Source organism: Glaciihabitans arcticus, from assembly GCF_004310685.1.
GTDB lineage: Bacteria > Actinomycetota > Actinomycetes > Actinomycetales > Microbacteriaceae > Conyzicola > Conyzicola arctica.
In genome coordinates this window covers 1,126,453-1,143,924 of sequence record NZ_SISG01000001.1, presented here as the reverse complement: position 1 = coordinate 1,143,924, position 17,472 = coordinate 1,126,453, and the positions used below count along the sequence as shown (strand labels likewise).

General features: G+C 67.8%; 17 protein-coding genes and 1 other RNA gene. 15 read left to right on the top strand and 3 right to left on the bottom strand.

All coding sequences use genetic code 11. From position 1 onward, the window contains the following. The first annotated feature begins 78 nt into the window (after positions 1-78). From EYE40_RS05420 to EYE40_RS05410, 3 genes are read left to right on the top strand one after another with little or no spacing between them, the layout of a single operon-like run. Positions 79-609: a hypothetical protein gene (locus EYE40_RS05420; RefSeq protein WP_130980995.1), complete on the top strand. Its 531-nt coding sequence runs from the start codon at positions 79-81 to the stop codon at positions 607-609. After that, a complete protein-coding gene (locus EYE40_RS05415; protein ID WP_130980994.1) occupies positions 591-1,172 on the top strand; it encodes a hypothetical protein in 582 nt (193 codons plus the stop codon). Before EYE40_RS05420 ends, EYE40_RS05415 begins: the two co-directional genes overlap by 19 nt. After that, on the top strand, positions 1,169-1,663 hold the full coding sequence (locus EYE40_RS05410) for an RNA polymerase sigma factor (protein ID WP_130980993.1): 495 nt from the start codon (positions 1,169-1,171) through the stop codon (positions 1,661-1,663). The genes EYE40_RS05415 and EYE40_RS05410 overlap by 4 nt, the downstream gene beginning before the upstream one ends. Here EYE40_RS05410 and EYE40_RS05405 read toward each other — a convergent pair. Then, positions 1,638-2,105, bottom strand: a complete 468-nt coding sequence (locus EYE40_RS05405; protein ID WP_130980992.1) for a hypothetical protein — start codon at positions 2,103-2,105, stop codon at positions 1,638-1,640. The two genes, EYE40_RS05410 and EYE40_RS05405, sit on opposite strands and share 26 nt — an antisense overlap. 105 nt (positions 2,106-2,210) lie before the next feature. Here EYE40_RS05405 and EYE40_RS05400 point away from each other — a divergent pair, with 105 nt between their 5' ends. The 3 genes from EYE40_RS05400 to EYE40_RS05390 are packed head-to-tail and all read left to right on the top strand — an operon-like array spanning position 2,211 to position 5,147. Beyond that, on the top strand, positions 2,211-2,672 hold the full coding sequence (locus EYE40_RS05400) for an SRPBCC family protein (protein ID WP_130980991.1): 462 nt from the start codon (positions 2,211-2,213) through the stop codon (positions 2,670-2,672). After that, entirely contained in the window at positions 2,669-3,667 is a 999-nt protein-coding gene (locus EYE40_RS05395) for an SDR family oxidoreductase (protein ID WP_130980990.1), read from the top strand. Before EYE40_RS05400 ends, EYE40_RS05395 begins: the two co-directional genes overlap by 4 nt. 10 nt (positions 3,668-3,677) lie before the next feature. After that, positions 3,678-5,147: a phytoene desaturase family protein gene (locus EYE40_RS05390; protein ID WP_130980989.1), complete on the top strand. Its 1,470-nt coding sequence runs from the start codon at positions 3,678-3,680 to the stop codon at positions 5,145-5,147. A gap of 13 nt (positions 5,148-5,160) precedes the next feature. Here EYE40_RS05390 and EYE40_RS05385 read toward each other — a convergent pair whose 3' ends face one another. Continuing rightward, the gene (locus tag EYE40_RS05385) at positions 5,161-7,032 is read right to left on the bottom strand and encodes a clostripain-related cysteine peptidase (RefSeq protein ID WP_130980988.1); all 1,872 of its coding nucleotides are present in this window, start codon (positions 7,030-7,032) and stop codon (positions 5,161-5,163) included. A 3-nt stretch (positions 7,033-7,035) separates the two neighbouring features. Next, on the bottom strand, positions 7,036-7,749 hold the full coding sequence (locus EYE40_RS05380) for a hypothetical protein (RefSeq protein WP_130980987.1): 714 nt from the start codon (positions 7,747-7,749) through the stop codon (positions 7,036-7,038). Positions 7,750-7,904: 155 nt separating this feature from the next. On the opposite strand from EYE40_RS05380, the gene EYE40_RS05375 reads away from it, so the two are divergent. From EYE40_RS05375 to EYE40_RS05335, 9 genes are all read left to right on the top strand, one after another. Beyond that, entirely contained in the window at positions 7,905-8,813 is a 909-nt protein-coding gene (locus tag EYE40_RS05375) for a DMT family transporter (protein ID WP_130980986.1), read from the top strand. 10 nt (positions 8,814-8,823) lie between these two features. After that, positions 8,824-13,935, top strand: a complete 5,112-nt coding sequence (locus EYE40_RS05370; RefSeq protein WP_130980985.1) for a cytosine permease — start codon at positions 8,824-8,826, stop codon at positions 13,933-13,935. A gap of 9 nt (positions 13,936-13,944) precedes the next feature. Further along, positions 13,945-14,775: a Nif3-like dinuclear metal center hexameric protein gene (locus EYE40_RS05365; protein WP_130980984.1), complete on the top strand. Its 831-nt coding sequence runs from the start codon at positions 13,945-13,947 to the stop codon at positions 14,773-14,775. Beyond that, positions 14,766-15,506, top strand: coding sequence for a zinc ribbon domain-containing protein (locus EYE40_RS05360; protein ID WP_193554484.1), 741 nt, complete (start codon positions 14,766-14,768; stop codon positions 15,504-15,506). The genes EYE40_RS05365 and EYE40_RS05360 overlap by 10 nt, the downstream gene beginning before the upstream one ends. A gap of 148 nt (positions 15,507-15,654) precedes the next feature. After that, positions 15,655-15,870 carry a hypothetical protein gene (locus tag EYE40_RS05355; protein ID WP_130980983.1) on the top strand — a complete coding sequence of 72 codons (216 nt, stop codon included), beginning with the start codon at positions 15,655-15,657 and terminating at the stop codon, positions 15,868-15,870. Between the two features lie 36 nt (positions 15,871-15,906). Further along, an RNA gene (gene rnpB, locus EYE40_RS05350) (RNase P RNA component class A) lies at positions 15,907-16,278 on the top strand. A gap of 23 nt (positions 16,279-16,301) precedes the next feature. Beyond that, positions 16,302-16,787, top strand: a complete 486-nt coding sequence (locus EYE40_RS05345; protein ID WP_130980982.1) for a DUF4190 domain-containing protein — start codon at positions 16,302-16,304, stop codon at positions 16,785-16,787. Positions 16,788-16,836: 49 nt separating this feature from the next. Next, positions 16,837-17,136 carry a hypothetical protein gene (locus tag EYE40_RS05340; protein WP_130980981.1) on the top strand — a complete coding sequence of 100 codons (300 nt, stop codon included), beginning with the start codon at positions 16,837-16,839 and terminating at the stop codon, positions 17,134-17,136. A gap of 27 nt (positions 17,137-17,163) precedes the next feature. Next, the gene (locus EYE40_RS05335) at positions 17,164-17,469 is read left to right on the top strand and encodes a hypothetical protein (protein ID WP_130980980.1); all 306 of its coding nucleotides are present in this window, start codon (positions 17,164-17,166) and stop codon (positions 17,467-17,469) included. Positions 17,470-17,472 lie beyond the last annotated feature (3 nt).

Genomic DNA, 17,472 nt, shown 5'->3' with positions numbered 1-17,472 from the left:
CCGTTCGCCTCCGCGACGAGGCTAGCGATCTTCGGGCTCTCGTGTTAAGTTTCGCCGCCTGCCGGACAGGTACGCAGTATGAAACCATCCCGAATCGCCGTCCTGGTCGTCGCAGCCGCGCTGCTCTCCGGCTGCGCCGCCGCCAGCCGAGCGGATGTCCCGGCCGCAAGTTCCGCCAGCGGATCGACTGTCTCGACCGCAACGTCGGCCAGCGAACGAGAGCACCAGCTCAACCTCGACGTCGCGGAGTGCATGCGAGACCGTGGCCACGTCGTGACGCTGAACAGTGACGGCGGATGGGGTCTCATCCTCGGCGACTTCTACGACAGTCCTGACGAAACTCGCCAGCTGAACATCGACTACGACGCGTGCGTCGCCGGGCTCGGGCCGATCTTCGAGCCGGGCACCGAGAACGCGAATATCGTCTACGACGAGAGCCTGATCGTCGTTGAGTGCTTGCGTAATGCGGGCTTCCCGATCGACGAGCCGCCAGCCCGGGACGCGTTTGCGCGAGAGTACGTGGCGCGCGGCGGATTCGTGCAGTGGTCGCCGTACGCTGCAATCGAGCCGGACCAGGAGAAGGACGCCGTATGGACGTGCCCGCAGTGACCGACGATGAGCTCGACGCGCGGCTGGCGCGCCCGCCTCTCGTCGACGATGGTGGGGAGGCGCAAAGACTCGCGCACACTGTCGCCGCTCAGGGCCCGCGCCGAGTGCGCCGCCACCGCGTCAAGACCGCAGCGATCATCGCCCTGGTCGCTGCCCTTGCCGGAGGTACCGCGGCCACGGCCGTTCCCGCCGCGATCGACCTCCTCTCCGAGCCAGAGCTCGCGACCGAGCGCACCTTCGTGGTCGACGGCGTGCCCTCGCGCTGTTCGATCACGGTCCAGGTGCTGCGTGATCCCCAGTCCAAGCGGGATGACCCGACCGCCGAGGCCAACCTGATCGCAGCGCGCATCTTCCTGCAGGACATCGATGCGGATGCACTCGAACCCGACCTGTCCGCTCTCACCCCGAGTGACCTGGCGATCAGCGAGGGACAGCCGGAGGAGTTGCGCCTCATCCAGTCGATCAACGCCCAGGTGATGGCCGGATTCGCCGAGGCGAAACTGCTGAAGTACGGCGTGACCGTCGAGGGGCTCTTCGGCTGCGACGAAGAGCCCGCCGAGTGAGATCCGCCGAACTCGAGGCGCTGCACAGCACTGTCGCCGTTGACCTGCTGCACTACTTCCTGCGCCGTGTGGACACGCCCGAGGACGCCGCCGACCTCGTGGCCGACGCCTTCCTCATTGCCTGGCGCCGGGTCGGCCGGCTGCCGACCGATCCCGAGCAGCAACGCATGTGGATGTTCGGCATCGCGCGCAACTGCCTCGCCAACTGGCATCGGGGGAGAAGGCGTCGCATCGCCCTGTCTGACGCCCTGCGCGAGGTTCTTTCCCGCACGCATACGCCCGTAGAACGGGATGACGTTACCGACGCGCTCGACTCCCTCCCTGTAGAGCAGGCCGAGCTGGTGCGGCTCGTGCACTGGGACGGCGTCTCGGTCGTCGACGCCGCGAAGGTGCTCGGCATCCGGGAATCGACGGCTCGCGGCCGCTACCAGCGGGCGCGGCTCGCGCTGAGAATCGCTCTCGAAGCTACTCCGGCACGCACACGTCGGTGAGCTCCTGCATCGACGCGCTGTAGGCGGCGGGCACGTCGCCCTCGAAGTTGTAGGTCTCGACGGTGTCCTTGGTCGAGTCCAATTCCAGGATGAGCACCGAGGCGGCGTCCACGACCTTCGTGAAGGCTTCGGCGGCCTCCGCGTCTGCTGATCCGAGGCGCGGGGCGATAGTCGCGGCAGCGGCAGCAAGTGTCTTCGTGCCCTCGCTCAGCTGGGGAAGGGTCGTGTTGCCCTCGGCGTCGACGACCTGCTTCGAGTACTGCTCGAAGGCGATGCCGAACTCCTCGCACCCTTCGGCGAGCGTGATCGTCTCGGCGGTCTCGGGTGTCGTCGTCTCCTTCGGCGTGGCCCCACCGGTCGGCGCGGCCGTCGCAGTGCATCCGGTCAGAACCAGGAGCGAGGCGGCGACGAGAACGAGGGGGCGTGCGAGCGAGGAAGTCATCAGGCGAGCGTAGTTGAGCCGCGGGAGTCCGCCCGCATCTGGGCATTGCCTCAACGTTCGCTGTACGGGTAGGCGAGCCGGGCATCCCTCTGTTGAACTGGCTGGATGTCTACCAACGTTCGTCGCATGAAGTGCACCCCACAGGACGTCTTCGATGTGCTGGCCGACGGCTGGCTGTTCCCTGCATGGGTGGTCGGGGCATCCCGAATGCGCGACGTCGACCCGAACTGGCCCGCGGTCGGCTCGAAGCTGCAGCACTCCTTCGGAGTCTGGCCGATGCTCATCAACGACGAGACCGTCGTCAAGGAGTTCGATCCGCCGCACCGGATGGTGATCCGCCCCAAGGGCTGGCCCATCGGGGAGGCCCTCGTCGAGCTCGACGTGAAGCCGTCGAGAGGCGGATGCCTCGTGCGCATCAAGGAGCGTGCTGTGACCGGCCCGGGCGCACTTGTTCCCGCCCCGCTGCTCGACGTCGGGCTGTACGCCCGCAACACGGAGACGCTCCGCAGACTCGCCTTCCTCGCCGAGGGACGCAGCGCCAATGGTGAGAAGACGGAGCAGTCATGAGCAAGGGAATCGCAGTGGTTACCGGGGGAACGGCCGGCCTCGGCCGTGCTATCACGCGGGAACTGGCCGATCGGGGTTGGGACGTCGCCATCCTGGCCCGCGGCCAGGAAGGCCTTGAGGCGACGGCTGCCGAGGTGCGCGCCAGGGGGCGTCGCGCCCTCGCGATCCCTACGGACGTTGCCGACCGCTACGCCGTCGAGGCAGCCGCCGATCGCGTGGAGGACGAACTCGGCCCGATCGACCTCTGGGTGAACGACGCGATGGTCGGGGTGTTCGGCGAGTTCCTGACGACCGACCCCGACGACTTCGAGCGCGCGACCGCCGTCAACTACTTCGGCTTCGTCAACGGCACCCGAGCGGCCCTGAGCCGCATGGTTCCGCGCGACAGCGGTCACGTCATCCAGATCGGGTCGGCACTCGCGCACCGCGGCATCCCGCTGCAGGCCGCCTACTGCGGCTCCAAGCACGCGGTCATGGGGTTCACCGACTCGGTCACGAGCGAGCTGCTGCACGCGAAGAGTAATGTCGCCATCTCCACGGTCGACATGCCGGCGCTCAACACCATCCAGTTCAACTGGGTGAAGTCGCAGCTACCGGGCCACCCCCAGCCGGTGCCGCCGATCTACGAGCCCGAAGTCGGTGCTGTCGCTGTGGCGGATGTCGCGGACACCCCTCGCCGCAGAACCTGGGTCGGGGAACCCACCATCGGCACGATCCTCGGCAACCGCGTCTCCACGAGGGCCCTCGATTGGTTCCTCGCGCGCACCGGGTACGACGGCCAGCAGGCACCGGAGAAGACGGAGCCGATGTGGGCGAACAACCTGCGCGCGCCCGTCGAGGGCGACCACGGTGCACGCGGGATCTTCAGCGACCGCGCCTGGTCGGCGAGCCCCGCGACGTGGGCCATCGGGCACCGCAAGACCGCGACGGCCATCGGTGGCGCAGTCGGGATCGCCGCGGCCACGGCCGTCGTCGCCCTGCTCAAGCGCCGCTAACCTCGACACCATGAGCGAACTCGACGCAATTGTTGTCGGAGCCGGCCCGAACGGTCTCGCCGCTGCCGTCACTCTCGCCCGCGCCGGCCTCAAGGTGCGGGTGTACGAGCGCAATACCAGCATCGGCGGGGGAGCGCGCACGGCACAGCTCACCCTGCCCGGCTTCCACCATGACGTGTGCTCCGCGGTGCATCCGATGGCTCTCGCCTCGAGCTTCTTCCAGGCGTTCGGGCTCGAGAAGCGCATCGAGCTGGTCACGCCCGAGATCTCCTACGGGCATCCGCTCGACAACGGACGAGCCGGCCTCGCCTACCACGACCTCGATCGCGCGGTCGAGTCTCTGGGTCGCGATGGACGGGCCTGGCGCGGGCTGATGGGGCCGCTCGTCGAGCACGCCCAGCAGGTCGCCGACTTCACGGGCGACCAGCTGCTGCAGTTCCCCAGAAACCCGATCACGGCAGCGAGATTCGGGCTGCGGGCGCTCGAGCAGGGATCGCCGCTGTGGAACCTGCGCTTCCGCGAGGACGTCGCCCCCGCGATGCTCACCGGCATCGCCGCGCACACCATCTCGCCGATGCCCGGGCTTGCTCCCGCCGGCGCCGGTCTCGCCCTCGGCACCTACGCGCACGCGAAGGGCTGGCCGATCCCCGTCGGCGGCAGCCAAGCCATCGTCGATGCCCTCGCGGCCGATCTCGTCGCGCACGGCGGCGAGATCGTCGTCGGACAGGAGATCGCGAGCCTCGCTGAGCTTCCCGACGCAAAGATCGTGCTGCTCACCACGAGTTCGCAGGCGCTCAGCGCGATTGCGAACGACGTGCTCCCCACCACCTACAAGCGCCGCCTCGAGGGCTTCCGCTACGGCAACGCGGTCGCCAAGGTCGACTTCGCGCTCTCCGGCCCGGTTCCGTGGGCCAACGAGGAGCTGCACAAGGCCGGGACGCTGCACGTCGGGGGATCCCGCGCAGAGGTCTCCCGCGGCGAACGCGAGGTCGACGACGGCAAGCACCCGACGAGCCCGTACGTGCTCGTCGCACAGCCCTCGGCGTTCGATCCGAGCCGGGCGCCCGCAGGAAAGCACGTGCTCTGGGCCTACACCCACGTTCCGCGCCACTCCGAGCTGGACGCGACCGAGGCCATAACGGCACAGCTCGAGCGGTTCGCCCCGGGTTTTCGCGATCTTGTGCTCGCGTCATCCTCAATGAGCGCCGTCGACATGGGCAACTACAACCCCAACTACATCGGGGGCGATATCGCCGGGGGCGCCGCCACCATCAAGCAGTTGCTCGCCCGCCCGGTGCTGGCCCGCGAACCGTGGCGCACACCGGTCACGGGGCTCTACCTGGGGTCGTCATCGGCTGTACCCGGCCCGGGTGTTCATGGGCTTGCGGGATGGCGCGCCGCAACCAGCGCGCTGAAGCACGAGTTCGGCCTGCCCTCGCCGGATTTGTCGCCCGAAAATAGCCTGTCACCCGGGGTCTGACCTCTCACCGGGCCTAGGGAACCTCGACGGTGACGGCGACCGTGTCGACGTTGCCGCTGAAGTCGACGACCTGAAGCTCGAGGTAGAGCTCGGTGCCCGACTCGAGGTTCGGGAAGTCGTACTCCAGGTTCGGCAGGTCGGCGTAGAGGCCGTAGTCCGAGGTGGAGAGCCACTGTTCCGTGCCGTCAGCGTCCACGTTGAGCAGCTCCGGGGAGATGATGCCGTCGGGGTCCGCGCTGAGGGCTCCGTAGGTTCCGGCCTCGACGTTGTGGGTGTAGTAGGTCTCGCTGATGAGGTCGTCGCCGTCGATCACGAGGGAGAGCAGGGCGTCCGTGCCGTCCTCGGCGTCCGGAGCGTAGTAGGTCATCGGCACGTCGAAGGTGACGACATCGCCGTCGATCGTCATGTCGAGGTAGGCACCCGTGGTGTCCTCGCCGTCACTGATGGTCAGCTGGCTGAGGTCGTAGCTGCCCACCACCTCGCCCTCATCGTCGAAGTCGGCGGGCTCGCGACCGAGAAAGGTCACCGAGCCGTCCGCGTCGACAGTGCCGTAGCGGATGAACGCCTCGGAGATGTTCTCGGCGCCCTCCGCGTCGAACGAGGCGGTGACATTCACGCCGTCGGCGTCGAAATCGATCACCGCGTCACCGTCGGCGAAGGTCGTGTGACTCTCCTCCGGCACCGCTGAACCTGCACCGTAGTAGGCCACGAGGAAGTCGGCCCAGTCGCCATCCACACCCAGCGCGTCGTAGTCGCTGCTGTACAACGCCTCCGTCGGCGGGAAGTAGATCGACAGTCCCGTCGCACCCTTCGTCGCTTGGCCGTCGACCTTGTCGAGCACCGAGTCGTTGATGGCGCGGATGAGGTCATCCGCCTCATCGGACACGTCGAGCGCATCCACCCCGATCTCGCCCGCGAGGATCGCGAGATCCGTCATAAAGACGTCCTGCTCTGGGTCGGGATTGCGGCCGAAGCCGAGGGCACTCGCGAGCGAGCGCCCCACAACCGGAGCGACACCCGCGGCACGCTCGACGAGGGCGCCGCTGAACGCAGCGAGCGCGTCATCCACCGCAGGAATCGCGTTCAGGTCGACGAGGGACAGCGTGATCTCCGCCTGGGTCTCCTGGTCGACCGCCTGCGCCTCGAAGCCGGCGATGAGTGCGGAGCCGAGCTCGTCGACCGTCGCACCGCCGTTGTCGGGGATCGTCTGCAGGGCCGTGTAGTCCCAGCCGTGTCCGGGCTCGAGTTCCTGGGAGGCGAGCAGGCGCTCGGCGTGCGGAGCGAGCTTGCTCGCGACCTCGTAGGTCGCCATCAGACAGGCGTCGAAGCCGAGCAGATCGAGCTTCTCGACGTCGGTGCCGGCGAGTCCGTCGGTGAGCGCCTGGTTGATCTCTTCGAGGTCGAGGCCGTCGCCGTCGAACGACTCATCGCCGCCGACACCCGGCCAGGATGCGCCGTGGTCGGAGATGATGAGGGCGTAATTGTCGGCCGGGTACTCGGTGATGCCGCGCGTGATGAAGTCGGCGAGCACCTGGGGGTCGCCGGTGTTCACATCGCCCATGTCCTCGAGCTCGTCGGCACCGCCGTCGGTCACCGCGAGCAGCTTGCCGCCGACCCAGTCGCCCTGGCCGAGAACGTCATCCGCCGTGTAGTCCGCGGAGCGGTCCACGAGCGCGACGATGTTCAGGTTCTCCTGGCTGCCGACGGAGCCCATCTCGGCCACGTCGTCCATCATGTACGGCTCGAGGTCGGTGTCGGCGATCGAGTACGAGAGCACCGTCCAGCTGCCGGACTTCACCGCCTTTTCTTCGGCGCTGCAGGCAGCGAGCCCGAGCAGGAGCGCTGTGCCCGTTGCGAGGGCGACGAGGCTAGTTGCGGTGCGCACCGGTTACAGCGAGACGAACGGCACAAGTGCCGTCATGATCGCGGCAACGATGAAGATGACGGTTCCGGTCGCGGCGAGGATGACCTGGATGCGCAGCTGGCGCACCACGGCCGAGATGCCGAGCAGGAACAGCGAGATCGACATGAGCACCGTGTACAGCGTCAGCTGGTCGCTGAAGGAGTTGAACGAGTCACCCTTCTTGATGGTGGCGATGCCCTCGTCGCTCTTGTCGGCGTAGTCGCTGAAGAGCGACGCCTGGTAGTCCTCGTCGTCGAGCGGGCTGTAGTAGAACTCGGCATCCGCCTCGTTCTGCGCGTTGGCGGTCTCGATGGCCTTGGCGAAGTCCTCGGACACGGCCTGGAACTCGAGGGTGTCGAACTTGTTCTGGGCGTCGGCCGCGATGACCGGGTCGGAGCTCTGCGCGTCGATCTGCAGCTCGGTGAGGCGGTTCCAGACCTGGGTGTCCTGCATGAACTGCTGGTTGCCCTCGAGGTAGAGCGACTCCGCCTCGGTCGAGAGGTTGCTGCCCTGCTGGTAGGCGCCGGCCATCTGGGAGTCGTAGAGGGCCGCCTGGAACGACGCATACGCCGTAGCGATCGAGACGATGCCGAGGAGGATCGCGATGGTGAGCTCGAAGTTGGCGAGCAGCTTGGCGAAGAAGGTGCCGGACGGCACGGCCTCGGTGGGTGTGGCGTCTGCTGCTGGTGCTGTGCTCATGTGGGAACTCCGGAAGGTGAGGGGCTGTGCAGCCCAGCGTATCCACGACGAATCGTCGCGCGACGGCGTTTCGGCACCCCAGTTCGGGGCGAGACAGGGCGTGCGTGGCGCCCTAGCCGAAATCGCTGTTGCCCGCTCTCAGCTAAGTTGCTGGAATGACGGGGAGAGCCGGGGTGTCAACGGGTGCGCTCGCCCTCGTGCTCGCGTCCGTGCTGTGGGGCACCACGGGAACGGCAGCGAGCTTTCTGCCGGATGCGGTCAGCCCCCTCGCGATCGGCGCGTCGACCATGGTCGGCGGGGCTCTATTGCTCTTCCTCGTGTCGGCCCGGGGCGCCCTCGCCGCGATTCGTCATCCCGTAGCGCGTCGCTGGCTTCTGATCGGTGCCGTCGGCGTCTTCGTCTACCCGCTCGCTTTTTATAGCGCCATGGATGAAGCGGGCGTCGCGATCGGCAACGTCGTGGCCCTGGGTTCCGGCCCGGTCTTCGCCGCGCTGTTTGAATGGGTCTGGGAGAAGCGCGGCCTCTCCGGTCGCTGGCTGGTCTCCACGACCATCGCGATCGCGGGAATCGTGCTGCTCAGCTTCGGCGGCCACGGGGGAGCGGGATCGGGAAATGTCTTCGTCGGCGTACTGCTCGGACTGCTCGCCGGCCTCGCCTACGCGCTCTATACCTATGCGTCGAGTCGCGCCATTGGGACCGGGCACGCGAGCCGGTCGATCATGGGCGGGATGTTCGGACTCGGCGCCATCGCGCTGCTTCCCGTACTGCTGCTCACCGGCGGGCCGCTGCTCGACTCTCTCTCGACCGTCGGTATTGCGAGCTATCTCGCAGTCGGACCGATGTTTTTCGCCTATTTATTGTTCGGTTTTGGACTCGTCAATCTGCGCAGCAGCGTGGTCACCACCATCACCCTGATCGAGCCACTTGTCGCTACTTTGTTGGCTGTTTTGATCGTCGGCGAGCGTCTCGACGTTCTCGGCTGGGTCGGACTCGCCCTCATCTTCGTGGGCGTAACGGTAATTGTTTCGGCTCGGCAGCCACGAAACCCTCCTGTGGAGCTTTAGTATTTTGGGCATGAGCAGCACCGAAGACGCGCGCGACGATCGGGCCGAAGATGGCCTGACGGCGGACGACGGCTTCATCGAGCCTCCCGTTCACCGTTCCACGTATACGCCGCCCACCATTCCGCAAGCACCCTCCGCCGAGCCCGCAGCCGTCGATGACGACGAACTCGCGAACGCGCTCGCCACCGAACTGGGAACGCTCACGGGCTCCATGCCCGTGATCTACTCGCTCGAAGACCCCACTGGAACACCGATTCCTGACGAGGACCCGTTCTCGGGGCTGTTCGCGCCGAAGGCTCCTGCTGCTACCGCTCCTCCCGAGCCCGCCTTTGAGATCCCGACCTACGAGGTTCCGCCGGCCCCTGCCGCGCCCGCCTACGAGGTGCCGCCGTACGTCGCGCCCGTGGCGGCCCCGCCGGTATACGAGGTGCCGCCTGTCGTCGACGCGCCGCCCGTGTACGAAGCTCCGCCCGCGTACGTTCCGCCGCCCGTCTTCAACGAGCAGCCGCCGGTGTACGAGCCGCCCGTCTACGAGCAGCCTGCCGCTCCGGCCGCCGAGGCTCCGGTATGGGAAGTCCCGGCTTACGAGACGCCCGCCGCCGAAGCTCCCGTGTGGGAGCGGCCTGCCGCTCCGGCCGCCGAGGCTCCGGTATGGGAAGTCCCGGCCTACGAGGCGCCGGCCGCTCCCGCCGCTCCGCCCGAGCCGCCGGTCGCCGAAGAGCCCTACCTGGCAGCGCCCTCGTGGCAGCCGGCACCCCCGCCCCCGTCGTCCGCGTTCGAGATGCCCGCGGCATCCTCACCCGCCGACTACCCGGCTCCGACCTTCGAGCAGCCAGCCGCGCCCAGCTACCAGCCGCCCGCGTACGAGGCGCCCGCCGTGCCGAGCTCGCTGAACGAGCCGACCTTCACGCCCGACAGCTTCGAGCAGCCCGCGGCTTTCCCGCCGCCGCCGTTCCCGAGGTCGCAGCCGATCGGCGAGCCGTTCGTGATGCCGAGTGCAGCCGAGCAGGCCGCGAGCCTCGCCAACCTGTCCGCTCCGGCCGGTCCGCCGTGGATTCCGCAGCGTCGTTCCATGTCGGACGAGCAGCTCATGAACGCTCTCGAGATCGCCAATGGGCCGCAAGGCACCAACGGGATGATGCAGGAGCTGCAGGATCAACTGCGCATGCGCGAGGAAGAAGCTCAGGAGTACCGCGACTGGGAGCAGTCGATGCTCAACATCGGCAGCCCCGAGGCCCTCGCGGCCGTCGACAAGGTGCGCCCCCAGTTCACCGGAATCGTGCCGCCGTCGCCCACCGAGGCGCCCCCGGTCGTTCCCGAGGCCTTTGTGCCTGAGCCGGTCGTGCCCGAACCGGTCGCGACTGAGCCTTTTGCTTCGGAGCCTTTTGCTTCGGAGCCTGTTGCTTCTGAGCCTGTTGCGTCCCCCGCCGAGACGACCACTCCGCCCGTGCAGAACTGGAACTCGAGCGAGTTCGACATGGCTCCCGCTGCGACCACGCCAGTCGCCGAGTCGGCTCCCGAGCCTCATCAGGCTCCTGATGCAGCGTTCCCTGCCGACCCGCAGCCTGCCGAACCCGCGGCTCCTGTCGGGGAAGCGGCTCCCGCCGCCGATCCCGTCGAGTTCAACGCCGCTGCTCCCGAGACCCCCGCCGAACCGGAGACTCCGGCCTCCTTCGACTCCTTCAACCAGACCGAGACCGAGAACGCAGCAGCACCCGACTTCGCAGCTCCGACCGGCGAATTCGAGGGTTTCCAGGCAGAAGTGCCGCAGAGGGAGGTTTCGCAGACCGAAGTCGCGGCCGAGCCTGAGGCGCCTGCCGCGGATTCGTTCGATTTCAGCGCACCTCCGGCAGCCGAAGAGACGCCGTCCGAACCGGCAACTCCGGCTCCGTTCGATTTCTTCAGCCAGCCGGAACCGGAACAGGCAGCCCCTGACTTTGCAGCCCCGGTCGGCGACTTCGACGCTGTTCAGCCCGAGGCGTCGCAGGATGAGCCTGCAGCCGAGCCCCAAGCTGCCGTCGAGTCCGAAGCTCCCGCCTACGATCCATTCGACTTCAGCGCCGCGCCCGTTGCGGACGAAGCTGCCGCCGAGCCGGTCGCCCCGGCTCCAGTCGACCCTGCAGGCGAGCCGGAAGGTGCCGCGTTCGATCCGCTCGACTTCAGTGCCGCACCGGCAACAGAAGAAGCCCCTGCCGAACCCGTGACCCCGGCTCCGTTCGACTTCTTCAACCAACCCGAGCCGGAGCCGGCGGCCCCGGTGAACGACTTCGAGCCAGCTCAGCCCGAGGCGCCCCAGCAGGAGACCGTCCAACCCGGCGCTCCCGCCTACGACCCGTTCACCTTCAGCGCCGCGCCCGTGGCAGAAGAGGCGCCGGCCGAGCCTGCTGCCGCCGAACCCGTCTTTGCCGATCCTGCTGCGGCCGAGCCGGCGCAGCCCGCCCCGTGGGACCAGGCGCCGTTCGCGCCGCCCGCCATCGTTCCGGTCGAGCCGGAACCGGCCTCCGTCGAACCGGAATCCTTCGGATCAACCCCGTGGAACCCCGAGCCGACTCCGGTCGCCGAGCCCACCCCGTGGGCCCCCGAGACCGCCGAGGAGACCGCGGTCTGGACCCTCGATCCCGAGCCGACTCCCGAGCCCACCGAACAGCCCCAGACCGCCGCGTGGAGCCTGGCCGCTGAGCAGCCGGAGCCTTTCGAGCAGCCGGAGCAGCCTGAGCAGTTCCAGCAACCGGAGCAGTTCCAGCAGCCCGAGCGGCCCGTCGCACCTCAGTCCGAGCCGTACCCGTGGGAGACGACTCCTGCCGCAGCCGCTGCACAGTCACCTGTCGACCAGACGCCCGTCGAAGCGCCGCTCGCCGATCCCTTCTCCGCACTGTTCAGCACGACCCCGCCGGAGCCGGTCGCCGAGCCCGCAGCACAGGCCCCCACGATCAACCCCTGGGCTGAACCAGCACCCGCTGAACCAGCACCGGCCGAAACCGTTCAGTTCGACGCAGCACCAGTAAGTCCCGCAGCACCTGAGCCCGAGCCGTTCGTTGCGCCGCCGTTCAGCCCTCCCACGCTCGTCGAGCCGCCCGCGGCCCCCGAGCCGGGACTGCCCGAGCCGTGGTTCATCACCCCGCCGCCGGCCGAACAAGCGGCACAGCCGGTCGCCGACCAGGTTGCCGCGCAACCCGCAGCCCCCGAGGTCCCGCTCGAGGCACCGGCGCCGACACCGGAAGCCGTCGCGAGCTTCGACTCCGCGATAGCCGCCGACGACTCGACGCCATTCACGGTTGACGCGCCGCCCATGCAGGGCTGGCCCGAGCAGCCGCTTGCGGACATGCCTCCGGCACCGCAGCCGCCCGCATCAGCTTCCACCCCATCCAGCGAGGCCGCCCCGGGCGCCCCGCTCAACTTCGATGATCTCCTTTCCGGTGGAGATCCCGCAGCGCCGGTGGCCGCGGAGCCGCGCCCTTTACCGGATTCCGCCGTTGGTTCGGCGGGCGCAGGAAAAAGTAGCGAAGAGGTCTCCGGCTTCGATGGGGACGAAGAGCTCGACGGCATCGACGAGAGCGATCGTGCCTACGGGGCCCAACTAGCTCCGGTCGAGCCGGTCGTGGTGCTCATGAGCGAGCCTGAAATTGACGGGGTCACCACAGCCGAGGCAACCACGCCCACGCCCGAGCCCGTTGCCCCGAAGATCTTCGCCGTCGAGCGCGCCAACATCGAGCCCACCCCGCAGGACCAGCGCGTCGGCCGTGCCGCCCGCACCTTCTGGCTCTGGTTCGCCGCCAATTCCTCCGTCGTAAGCATCGCGTTCGGTGCGATCATCCTGTCGCTCGGCATGAGTCCGCGGCAGGCCGTGATCGCGACGGTGATCGGTGTTGTGCTGTCGTGCATCCCGCTGGGGCTGGGCGTGCTCGCGGGCAAGCGCAGCGGCCAGCCCACCATGGTCATCTCGCGTGCGGCGTTCGGTGTGCACGGCAACGTCATCCCGGCCCTGGTGGCCCTGCTGGCCCGCCTGTTCTGGGGTGCAGCCCTGCTCTGGCTGCTCGCGGCCTCGGTCGCGGCGATACTCGTCGGCGCGCAGTCAGACGGGGGCCTCGGCCAGACGACGCTCACCCTGATCGGTCTGGGCGTCGGCCTCCTGCTTGCGACAGTCATCGCCTACTTCGGCTACGCGCTCGTTGTGAAGCTCCAGCTCGTTGTGAGCATCGTTTCGGGACTGCTCATCGTGGGGCTGATCGCGCTCACCGCGCCATCCATCGACCTCGGCGCCATGCGCACGGTGGCCGACGGCTCCTGGCTGCTGCTCGTGACCGGCGCGGTGCTCGTCTTCAGCTTCATCGGCGTCGTCTGGGCGAACAGCAGCGCCGACCTCGCGCGCTACCAGAACCCGTCATCGTCGGGCCCTGCGTCGTCAGTGTGGGCGTCATTCGGTGCCGGCATCCCAACCGTGCTGCTCATCAGCTACGGCGCGCTGCTCGCCGCCTCCGACGACCAGTTCGCGGCCGGCCTTCTCGCCAACCCCCTCGACACGATCGGGCGCCTCCTGCCGGTCTGGTACCCGATCCCGCTCATCGCGGCCACCGCGTTCGGCCTGCTCTCCGCGGTCGTCGTCAGCATCTACTCGAGCGGCTTCGCCCTGCAGTCGGTCGGTGTGAGGATGACGCGCCCCACGGGCACGCTCCTCACGGCGATCCTGCTCGGCGGCATCGCCGTGGGACTCGCGTTCCTGTCGCCCGACCTCACCGGCCTGTTCCGCGACGTTGCAACGACCGTTGCGGTTCCCGTCGCCGCGTGGGCAGGCATCTTCGGCATGGATCTCCTGCTGCGGAGGCGCCGCTACGACTCCGGATCCCTGCTCGCTGCGGGCGGCGTCTACCCGAGCGTGCACTGGGTGAACCTGCCCGCCTTCCTCGTCATCACCGGGCTCGGCTTCGGGCTCACGACGGCCACCGTCGTGGGACTCACCTGGCAGGGCTACCTGTTCCCGCTGCTCGGGGTTCCGCTAGACGGCGTGCTCGCGACGAGTGACCTCGGTGTGCTCGCTGCGCTTGCGCTCGGGATGCTGGTTCCGCTGGTCGCGGGCATTCCGGGCATCCGTCGACAGGAATCGACACCGGGCTCGCCAAACTAGAATCGTCGTATGTCCCCAACCGTCGCCGAGGTGAACAGCGTCATCGAAGAGCTGTGGCCGCTGAGCGGTGCAGAGGGTTGGGACGCACCCGGATTCCTCGCGGGCGACCCCTCCGCGCCGGTCACCTCGATCCACCTGGCCGTCGATGCCGTACTCGACACGGTGGACGAAGCCATCGAGCTGGGTGCGAGCCTGCTGCTCGTGCACCACCCGCTGCTGTTGCGCGGTGTCACCACCGTCGCGGGAAGCACCTACAAGGGCGCTGTGATCTCGCGCCTGATCAAGGCCGACTGCGCGCTCGTCGCGGCCCACACGAACGCCGACGTCGTGGACGAGGGCACCTCCGCGGTGTTCGCTTCTGCTCTAGGTCTCGATGGGGCTCTGCCCATTACGGCCAACGGCATCGGACGCGTTGGCACCCTTCCCGCCGCGACTACGCTCGGCGAGCTCGCGGCCCGTATCGGTGAGCTCCTCCCGGCAACTGCCGGCGGCATCCGGGTCTCCGGAGAATTCGACGCACCGATCAGCACCGTCGCCCTGTGCGGGGGAGCCGGCGACTCGCTGCTGTCCGAACCCGCCGTCTTAGCCGCCGACGTGTACGTCACCTCCGACCTGAGGCACCACCCCGCGAGCGAGGCCCGCGAGAACGCCCGCGTCGCCGGCGGCCCCGCTCTGATCGACGTCTCGCACTGGGCGAGCGAATGGCTGTGGCTGGATGCCGCGGCGGCCCAATTACGTAACGCACTGCCCGACGTGGCGGTGACGGTGAGCGACCTGCGAACGGATCCGTGGGATTTCGTCGTAGTACAGAACAACCGAGTGGAGAAAGTATGGCGCTGAAAGCCAGTCCGTCCGATCAGGCCCTGCTGCTTGACCTGCAGGCGGTCGACACCAAGCTGCGACAGCTGGAGTACAAGGCGAAGAGCCTCACCCAGCACGCCGCCATCGCCACGCTCACGAGCCAGATCGATGGTCTTCGTGCCACCGAGCTCGAGCGCCGCGGAGCCCGCGAGGACGTCACGATCGAGCTCTCCCGACTCGAGTCGGACGTCACGGTCGTGGAGGCGCGCATCAAGCGGGACGAGGAGCGTGCCCAGGCGTCATCCTCTGCGAAGGATGCCCAGGCTCTCGAACACGAGCTCGCCTCGCTGCGCAAGCGCCAGTTCGACCTCGAGGAGATCGAACTCACCGTTATGGAGAAGCTCGAGGAGCGCGACGCGGCCCTCGCCGAGACCCAGGCCTCGCTCACCGACCTGCGCGCCCAAATCGGCGAACTCGAGGTCGCGCGTGACACGGAACTCAAGGTCATCACCGATGAGCAGAAGCACACGGCTGCCAACCGGTCGACGATCGCCGCCAAGGTTCCTGCAGACCTGCTTGCGCTCTACGAGAAGCAGCAGGCCCGCTACGGCACCGGAGCCTCGCTGCTGCGCGGCGGTGTGTCCGGCGCGAACGGTGTGCGCCTGCTCGAGAACGAGCTCGTCGCGATTCGCGCCGCTGCTCCGGATGACGTTCTCATCTGCCCGTCCAGCGACGCCATCCTGGTGCGCACGGGGGAGTCGGGGCTCTAGCAGTGGAGGAGTCTGCGAAGGAGATTCGGGACTTCACCGAGCAGGAACTCGTCATTCTCAACAAGTTGCTCGAAGAAGTGGACCCCGTTGCGACGCGGCTTCGAGAACAACTGCCGTTCGCGCGGTACGCGGGTGCTATGCATCCGGGATGCCAATCCTTCGACATCCAGGTCGCGGATGGTGCCATTCCGGCGGTACTCGACGGACGAATGTACGACTCGCCCTTCAGGTCTTCTACGACGAGGAGTTCGTGGGCGGGTTCATCTTCTGGCTTGAAGACGGGTTCCTCTCGAACATGGAGTACTGGTCCGTCATTGACGGCGAGCCCGATCGTCTGCCGGAGCTCAGCGAGCTGCAGGGGTAAACGCAAGCGCTCCCGCCGGTAGACTCCTAACCCGAATGGGTCGGCAAGACGGTCGCGTGGGTTGGTAACAACCACCGAGGAACGTCCGGGCTCCTTAGAGCATGGCGGTGGGTAACACCCACCCGGGGCAACCCGCGAGAACAGTGCAACAGAAAACAGACCGCCACGTGCGCTTCGGCTCACGAGGTAAGGGTGAAACGGTGGTGTAAGAGACCACCAGCGGCCGGGGTGACCCGATCGGCTATGTAAACCTCGCCAGGAGCAAGGTCAGACAGAATGCGTTACGGGCTGCTCGTCCAGCATTCGGGTAGACCGCTAGAGGCGTGCGGCAACGTACGTCGTAGATAGATGGCCGTCGATGGTGCTTCGGCACCGGGACAGAACCCGGCGTAACAGCCGGCCCATTCCCCACTTCTCGATACAGTGAACCCATGACGACACCCCTCTCGCCCGGATGGCAGCCCGCTCCCGATGGCAACGGCGAGCAGTGGTGGAACGGCGTCGACTGGAGCGAGAGCCGACGAGGGCACCAGTCGGCCCCGGCACCGGCGTATGGTCCGCCCGCGCCGGATACGGGACATCCCGTATCGCCGCCCGCACCCTCGCAATACACGCCCCCGCAGCCCACACCGCAGCCCGTCAACCCCTACGCACCGCCCCAGGTCGGCACGCCTGCGCAGTCGCTGGCGACCACGGCACTCGTGCTCGGCATCGTGGGCATCTTCGTCGGCTTCGTCGGGCTCATTGCGGTGGTCGTCGGCATCATGGCCCGCTCGCGTCTGGGCCAGGAGGCCGCGCTGCCCAAGTACCGCAGCTACGCCACGACCGGAATCGTGCTCGGCGCTGTCGGCTTCGCGCTGTCGTTCTTCAACCTGTTCCTGATCTTCGGTGCGGCGCTGCTGCCCTTCGGCAACTGAATCTCGTCACACGGGAATGTCGCGCGGGCCTTGAGAGGTTGGGCTGTACATGGCTGAATCACGCGACCTCACAGACCACGAACGTTCCGTGCTCGAATTCCTTCTTCAGGGCGATTGGGATGGCGCTGACGCCCTGCGCCACCAGCTTGCGACCGCCACCCACGCCGGAGGCGCGAAGGCCACGGCATCCTTCGATGTGGCAGTTGCTCTCGACGCACCGCGCGCGCCACAGGCGCTCAGCCTGCAAGGCAAGGGCGACGTCTACGTGCGCGTCGAGAACGGCACGCTCGTAGGGCTCGGATGCACGGCGGCGAAACTTCCTCCCCTCGCGGAGTTGTTCGCCGCTTAAGGTCGGGCGTCCTGCCATGATGTGAGGATGACTTACCAGAACCGCTCGCGACGTCTCTTGCAGGATTTCACCTGGGTCGGCCTGCTAGGGGGCGCCGTGATCGCGCTCATCTCCGGCATCGTGCTGAACCGCGACGGATCCGCGGGGGAGCTCGCCGCTGCAGCCATCTGGCTCCTCATCGGCCAGGCGCTGTTCTCCTTCGGCGTGCTCTCGCTCATCGGCCTCACCGTGGCCAAGTCGGTCGCGTACGACATCCGCAACGCGCACCTGCCCGAGTTCGAGGACAAGCCGAAGGTCGCTGTCGCAAAGCCCGACGCCGACCCGATTGCCTGAGTC

Coding starts and splice junctions, on each gene's coding strand:
- EYE40_RS05365 (WP_130980984.1), top strand. CDS start 13,945: ATGTCCCCAACCGTCGCCGAGGTGAACAGCGTCATCGAAGAGCTGTGG.
- EYE40_RS05360 (WP_193554484.1), top strand. CDS start 14,766: ATGGCGCTGAAAGCCAGTCCGTCCGATCAGGCCCTGCTGCTTGACCTG.
- EYE40_RS05340 (WP_130980981.1), top strand. CDS start 16,837: ATGGCTGAATCACGCGACCTCACAGACCACGAACGTTCCGTGCTCGAA.
- EYE40_RS05380 (WP_130980987.1), bottom strand. CDS start 7,749: ATGAGCACAGCACCAGCAGCAGACGCCACACCCACCGAGGCCGTGCCG.
- EYE40_RS05370 (WP_130980985.1), top strand. CDS start 8,824: ATGAGCAGCACCGAAGACGCGCGCGACGATCGGGCCGAAGATGGCCTG.
- EYE40_RS05405 (WP_130980992.1), bottom strand. CDS start 2,105: ATGACTTCCTCGCTCGCACGCCCCCTCGTTCTCGTCGCCGCCTCGCTC.
- EYE40_RS05420 (WP_130980995.1), top strand. CDS start 79: ATGAAACCATCCCGAATCGCCGTCCTGGTCGTCGCAGCCGCGCTGCTC.
- EYE40_RS05415 (WP_130980994.1), top strand. CDS start 591: ATGGACGTGCCCGCAGTGACCGACGATGAGCTCGACGCGCGGCTGGCG.
- EYE40_RS05400 (WP_130980991.1), top strand. CDS start 2,211: ATGTCTACCAACGTTCGTCGCATGAAGTGCACCCCACAGGACGTCTTC.
- EYE40_RS05390 (WP_130980989.1), top strand. CDS start 3,678: ATGAGCGAACTCGACGCAATTGTTGTCGGAGCCGGCCCGAACGGTCTC.
- EYE40_RS05355 (WP_130980983.1), top strand. CDS start 15,655: ATGCCAATCCTTCGACATCCAGGTCGCGGATGGTGCCATTCCGGCGGT.
- EYE40_RS05345 (WP_130980982.1), top strand. CDS start 16,302: ATGACGACACCCCTCTCGCCCGGATGGCAGCCCGCTCCCGATGGCAAC.
- EYE40_RS05335 (WP_130980980.1), top strand. CDS start 17,164: ATGACTTACCAGAACCGCTCGCGACGTCTCTTGCAGGATTTCACCTGG.
- EYE40_RS05375 (WP_130980986.1), top strand. CDS start 7,905: ATGACGGGGAGAGCCGGGGTGTCAACGGGTGCGCTCGCCCTCGTGCTC.
- EYE40_RS05395 (WP_130980990.1), top strand. CDS start 2,669: ATGAGCAAGGGAATCGCAGTGGTTACCGGGGGAACGGCCGGCCTCGGC.